Annotated in this window: 1 rRNA gene; it reads left to right on the top strand. The window is 53.1% G+C overall.

The features are described 5' to 3' along the window. Positions 1-341: ribosomal RNA gene (locus tag A3712_RS24075) — 16S ribosomal RNA — on the top strand; the annotation flags it as partial.

Below are 341 nucleotides of genomic sequence, written 5' to 3'. Positions count from 1 at the left end.
CACACTGGAACTGAGACACGGTCCAGACTCCTACGGGAGGCAGCAGTGGGGAATATTGCACAATGGGCGAAAGCCTGATGCAGCCATGCCGCGTGTATGAAGAAGGCCTTCGGGTTGTAAAGTACTTTCAGTTGTGAGGAAGGGGGTGTCGTTAATAGCGGCATCTCTTGACGTTAGCAACAGAAGAAGCACCGGCTAACTCCGTGCCAGCAGCCGCGGTAATACGGAGGGTGCGAGCGTTAATCGGAATTACTGGGCGTAAAGCGCATGCAGGTGGTTCATTAAGTCAGATGTGAAAGCCCGGGGCTCAACCTCGGAACTGCATTTGAAACTGATGAACT

Origin of the sequence: Vibrio sp. HI00D65 (genome assembly GCF_001635455.1) — a bacterium.
Classification (GTDB): Bacteria; Pseudomonadota; Gammaproteobacteria; order Enterobacterales; family Vibrionaceae; genus Vibrio.
This window is presented reverse-complemented; position numbering and strand designations above follow the sequence as displayed.